This is a genomic window from Cryobacterium sp. 10I5, assembly GCF_035019865.1.
GTDB lineage: Bacteria > Actinomycetota > Actinomycetes > Actinomycetales > Microbacteriaceae > Cryobacterium > Cryobacterium breve_A.
In genome coordinates this window covers 1-2,456 of record NZ_JASJVI010000177.1, presented here as the reverse complement: position 1 = coordinate 2,456, position 2,456 = coordinate 1, and the positions used below count along the sequence as shown (strand labels likewise).

The window sequence follows — 2,456 nt, the reverse complement described above, 5'->3', positions numbered from 1 at the left end:
ATTGTGGGGTATCCGGGGCCGTGCACCGCGACTTCGGGAAAGGACACCCATGACCAACCTCACGGCCGACCCGACCAAACCCCACACACCCCGCATCTCACCCGACAACGAGAACACCCTCCTCGGACGGGTGTTCGAGGCGGTGTTCTTCGATAACGACGGGACGCTCGTGGACTCGACCAACGCCGTGAACCGGTCCTGGCTGAGCTGGGCCGAAGAAGCGGGCCTTGGCGCCTCATTCCGGGGTGCCAGCCACGGGGTGCCGGCCCGTCAAATGCTGGCCACGCTGATTCCGGCCGATCAGATCGACGACGCGGTCATCCGGTTGACCCAGATCGAACTCGCCGACACCATGGGCATCACGATCCTCCCCGGTGCCGGGCCCCTGCTCGCGAGCATCCCCGAGCACCGGCGGGCGATCGTCAGCTCCGCCACCCGAGAGCTCTGCCTCGCTCGCCTGGCCGCCGCGGGCGTTCCGACACCGGCGACCATCATCACTATCGAGGACACGGGCCGGGGTAAACCCTTTCCCGAACCATTCCTCGAAGCTGCCGCCCGCCTCGGGTTCGACCCGGCCCGCTGCCTCGTCGTCGAGGACGCACCGGCCGGCCTCGAAGCCGCGCGCGCGGCCGGCTGTGCCACCATCGGCGTCGAAGGAACCCATGACGCAGCCGACCTGGACGCCGATCTCGTCGTGGCCAGCCTGGACAAGTTGCGCATCGTCCTACAGCACAACGGCGTCAAGTTCGAACTACTTCCCGAGTAGCCCTTACTGGCGCTGTCGTCGATGCCTGCCAAAACGATAGCGAACATAACGGGGTCAGGACACCCGTGACGTGGCTGGCCTCGCCGATAGCCCTCGTGCGCAAGGGCCTTGGCCCGTGGCCTGGGCGGGTCCACGGTGGGGTGTATGAAACGGATCTTTTACGGCGGGGCGTCGTTCCTGACGCCCGACGATGTCGCGGACGCTCTCCTGGAGCTGGTCACCGTGCTCGGAATCAGCCACACCACCGAGACCCTGGACCTCCCCGCCGTGGACGATGACGGAGACACCATGATCGTGACCATGCTCGTGGGCCCGATGAGTGCACTGCTGAGCATCCCTGAGAGCTCCCGGTGGACGGGACCCGACACGACTCTGGTACTCGCCGCGCTCAACGCCCGCATCCACGCCCTGACCGCACTGACCGAACCACCCTCGTTTTCAACAGAGGAAACGATGGCGGCCACCGACTTCGACTGGCCCGACCTGGACTTCACCGAATAGCCTAGTGCTCTCTGTGTCGCCGTCCAGCGCAAGACACGCGTCCGCGCACTCCTCACTCACCCTCACGAGCGCCGCACACGCCTCACGACACATCAGAATCTGACGACGAATCACCACACCCCCCCACCCACGTCGCTCTCTCACATGCAGGCACCATAACCGCACCTCAACAAATCCGCAGCACGACCACCACAGCAACCACACAGGAGGGCCGGGCCGGGCGCGTCTTTCCGCTCGAGCCACCATCTATCAGCACCTCAACCCTTAGCGCCAACCACCGTTCCAACACTGGTCAGACCCCAAGCCTCCAAGGACGCCACCACCGGCGAAGTCCGCTTCTACGTCAAACCAGAAGCGATCCCGACGCTCAAGCCCAATACCGACCCGCACTAATCCGCAGCGGCTCCCTACGTGTCAGGGTGAGTTGAGGCCAGTAGCTCAGAGCAAGTCCGCCGTTTGACGTAGGGCGAGAATCAGGAAGTCCCACCATGTCCAGCCCATCGTTGATCGCCGTGCGCGACGATAGTTCCATGAACAACAGCAGTCCCGGCCCCCGCGCGGGCGGCCCCACGCCCCGGCGTTCGTTCACGCCGAAGCAGAAGCTCGACCACCTCGCCGCCTACGAGGACGCGATCTCGAGCAACGGGGGCGGCGCGTATTTGCGGGAGCAGGGCATCTATTCCTCGCAGATCACGGAGTGGCGAAAACTGCGCGATGCGGGCGTACTGCAGGGCAAGAAACCCGGGGAGAAGATCGGCCGGCTAACGCCCGAGCAGGCCGAGATCGCCCGGCTCCGCCGCCAGCTTGAGTTGACGGAACGGCGGTTGGAAACGACGGGGGTGGCGTTGGAGATCATGTCAAAAATGCACGAGCTACTCGAAAATCTTTCGAAGAGCTCGCGGGACGAAACACCGCACACGAAACCGTGATGACCACCTACCGCGACCTGACCGGCCACGGCGTTCCGACCCGGACGGCCGCCGCCCTGGTCGGGTTGCCGCGGGCGACCGCGACCCGAACGTCCCGCACCCCGGTGGCCCGGCGGGCGGTGGTGCCGGCGAACCGGCTCGATGTCCTCGAGCGGGCCCGGATCCTGGCAGTGGTGAACTCGGCCCGGTTCGTGGACTTGCCGCCGATCCAGATCTACGCGCAGCTCCTCGACGAGGGCGTGTATTTGGCGTCGATCTCC

3 protein-coding genes and 1 pseudogene are annotated in these 2,456 nt (G+C 65.6%); all 4 read left to right on the top strand.

Annotation, left to right across the window (positions count from 1 at the left end; translation table 11 throughout):
- Positions 1-49: 49 nt before the first annotated feature.
- Complete coding sequence (locus QN350_RS19495; protein ID WP_322140507.1) at positions 50-766, top strand: HAD-IA family hydrolase; 717 nt, start codon at positions 50-52, stop codon at positions 764-766.
- Between the two features lie 144 nt (positions 767-910).
- On the top strand, positions 911-1,267 hold the full coding sequence (locus QN350_RS19490) for a hypothetical protein (RefSeq protein ID WP_322140506.1): 357 nt from the start codon (positions 911-913) through the stop codon (positions 1,265-1,267).
- Positions 1,268-1,755: 488 nt separating this feature from the next.
- Positions 1,756-2,196, top strand: coding sequence for a hypothetical protein (locus QN350_RS19485; RefSeq protein WP_323517164.1), 441 nt, complete (start codon positions 1,756-1,758; stop codon positions 2,194-2,196).
- A pseudogene (locus tag QN350_RS19480) lies at positions 2,196-2,456 on the top strand (IS3 family transposase); the annotation flags it as partial. The gene QN350_RS19485 and the pseudogene QN350_RS19480, both read left to right, overlap by 1 nt.